The following is a 2503-nucleotide window of genomic DNA, read 5'->3' as shown; positions in this document are numbered from 1 at the left end:
GTTCAGGTCTGCCATCAGCCCATGGCCGACGGCAGCTGGGTGGCCACGCATGAGGACATTACCGCGCTGGTTGCCAATCGACAGATCGTCGACGAGCGCATCTCGCTGCAGACGCTGATCGACTGGGTGCCCGATTATCTCTGGGTCAAGGACACGGAGAGCCGCTTCGTCGTGGCCAACAGGGCGCTTGCGGTCGACAGCGGGCGGGAGAAGACCAGTGACATGATCGGCTTGACCGATTTTGATCTCCATGCCCCGGAACTTGCGCAGAAATTTCGCGCCGTGGAGCAGAACGTGCTCAGCAGCGGCCAACCCATGATCGGCAAGGAAGAGTTCATTGTCGATGCGTCGGGCGCCGGCAAGTGGGTGTCATCGACAAAGGTGCCGTTGCGCAATGCCCGCAATGACATCATCGGTCTGGTCGGCATCGCTCACGATGTCACCGCGCGCAAGCAAGCGGACATCCTCCGGGAGGGGCAGGCGCATATCCTGGAAATGATCGCGATGAGCGCTTTGCTCGAAGACGTGCTCGACCGTCTGATGCGCCTCGTCGAGTCGCAGCTGACCGGGATCTTCGGTTCCGTCCTGCTGCTGGACAAGGACGGCAGCCATTTGCGGCACGGCGGCGCGCCGAGCCTGGCGAAGGAATACACCGCTGCCATCGACGGGATCGCCATCGGCCCCAAGGTTGGATCCTGCGGCACCGCCGTCTATCGGCGGGAGCCGGTCATCGTCGCGGACATCATGCAGGACCCGCTTTGGGAAGAGTACCGTCAGGTGGCGGCGCCCTTCGGCTATCGTTCCTGCTGGTCGACCCCGATCCTGTCGCATCAAGGTGCCGTGCTCGGTGTCTTCGCGATGTATTCGATGACGGTGCGCGAACCGACCGAGGCCGAAACGCGGCTGATCGACTTCACGACACGGATTGCAGGGATCGCCATCGAGCGCAAACTGGCTGAAGACCAGATCCATTTCATGGCCAACCATGATGTGCTGACAGGGCTTCCAAATCGCGCTCTGCTCGAGGACCGGCTCTCGCAGGCTCTGCTCTATGCGCAGCGATACGATCGCTGGGTGACGGTGGTGTTCATCGACCTCGACAATTTCAAACTCGTCAACGATACGCTCGGCCACAATGCCGGCGACGTGCTGCTGAAGACCGTCGCCAACCGCATGGTCGAATGCGTAAGGCCGACCGACACAGTCGTGCGGCTTGGCGGCGACGAGTTCGTCATCGTCCTGTTCGACCAGCCGACGAACGTCGATCTGATCTCGGAGACCCTGCAAGAGATCCGGGCGGCGATCGCGGAGCCGGTTCATCTGGGGAGGCATCGGCTGAGGGCGACGGCCAGCATCGGTATCGCCAACTATCCCAAGGACGGGACGAGCCCGGATCAGCTGCTGGCCAATGCCGATGCCGCAATGTATCGCGCGAAGGAATTCGGCCGCGACAATTTCCAGTTCTACGCTCCCGAGTTCAACACCAGGGCGCATGAGAAATTCCTGCTTCAGGAGGAATTGCGAAATGCCCTGGCGCGCTCGGAGTTCATTCTGCTCTACCAGCCGCAGGTCGATCTTCGCTCAGGAGAGGTCTTTGCAGTCGAAGCCCTGCTGCGCTGGAAGCATCCGACACGAGGCATGGTGGCGCCGGACACGTTCATTCCGACCGCCGAGGAGACCGGGCTGATCGTGCCGATCGGCGACTGGGTCCTGCACGAAGCCTGTCGGCAGAACAAGGCCTGGCAGGATGCCGGTCTGCCGCCCCTGACCGTTTGCGTAAACGTCTCGGCGCGGCAGTTCAGGGAACCGAACCTGATCGGCCGTGTCGTGAACGCACTGACGGACAGCGGCCTGGAGGCCAGATATCTCGAGCTCGAGGTAACCGAGAGCCTTATCATGCAGGACGTCGAATTGGCGGTCGCGACGATGGACGCCTTGCAGAGCCTGGGGGTTCAGATATCGATCGACGATTTCGGAACAGGCTATTCCAGCCTCAGTGCGCTCAAGACCTTTCCCGTGGCGCGGCTGAAGATCGACAAGTCATTCATCAAGGATCTCGCCGCCGACGAGAACGATCAGGCTGTCGCCAGCGCCGTGATTTCGCTGGGTCAGAATCTGCACCTGAGGGTCATTGCCGAGGGCGTCGAGACGGACGACCAGGTGGCCTTCCTGCGCAAGAACAATTGCGATGAAATGCAGGGCTATCATTTCAGCAAGCCGGTCTCTGCCCAGGGCATCGAGAAACTGCTCCACACGGCGAGCGTGGCGGATGACGGCCAAGGCGTTCCGGCGTCGAGAACCCTGACGACAAAACAGGGATAGGCGAGGCCTATCGCCCGAGCACGAGGCTCCAGTAGCGCAGGCTCGGATCGCGGCCGTCGCGCACATAGGCGAGGCCGAAGCGGGAGAAGTCCGGGTCGAGCATGTTGCGGCGGTGGCCGTCCGAATGCATCCCGATGTCGAACAGCTTCTGCTGGTCGAAGCGGCCCTCGGCGGTGTTCTC

The 2503-nt window shown here is 62.0% G+C and carries 2 protein-coding genes; one reads left to right on the top strand and one right to left on the bottom strand.

The window, feature by feature from the left end:
* The coding region (locus tag EN780_RS31975) for an EAL domain-containing protein (RefSeq protein ID WP_245500190.1) at positions 1-2322 on the top strand (2322 nt) is incomplete at its 5' end.
* A gap of 7 nt (positions 2323-2329) precedes the next feature.
* On the opposite strand, the gene EN780_RS31970 is transcribed toward EN780_RS31975, so the two are convergent.
* Positions 2330-2503, bottom strand: a 174-nt coding sequence (locus tag EN780_RS31970) for a CAP domain-containing protein (protein WP_245500191.1), incomplete at its 5' end; no start/stop codon positions are given.

The sequence above is a fragment of the Mesorhizobium sp. M4B.F.Ca.ET.089.01.1.1 genome, assembly GCF_004022605.1.
Classification (GTDB): domain Bacteria; phylum Pseudomonadota; class Alphaproteobacteria; order Rhizobiales; family Rhizobiaceae; genus Mesorhizobium; species Mesorhizobium abyssinicae.
This window is presented reverse-complemented; position numbering and strand designations above follow the sequence as displayed.